Raw genomic sequence first — 376 nt, 5'->3', positions numbered from 1 at the left:
CGAAGGACCGGAGCGAGCAGCTCCCTGAACCCGGCGCCCCGCTCCCCAAGCGGGCCCCCGGGACCACTGCTCGGGTCCTCCACCGGCGGTTCTGGCATCGGTCCGCCCTCCGGATACGCGGTACGCGGAGCGCACCGGTCCCCGTTCTCCCCCGCTCTCCCCTCCCCTCCGCACTCCAGGCTCGCAGCGCCTCCGGCGTCGCACTGTGGGGTGAACCCTCCTTCCCGCGGCGGGTTTTCCCTCCTCTCTGCGGACAGGGCGGGCCGGGGGCGGCCACAATGGGGGTATGCCAGCGGCAGGAGTCGCCCCGACACCGGTCCCCTCCTGGCCACGGGGGAGCGACAGCCGGGATCCGGACCGGCCGCGCCGGCCGGTC

This window comes from Streptomyces ossamyceticus, assembly GCF_001418475.1.
Lineage (GTDB): Bacteria > Actinomycetota > Actinomycetes > Streptomycetales > Streptomycetaceae > Streptomyces > Streptomyces ossamyceticus.
Note: the sequence above shows the minus strand (reverse complement) of the source record.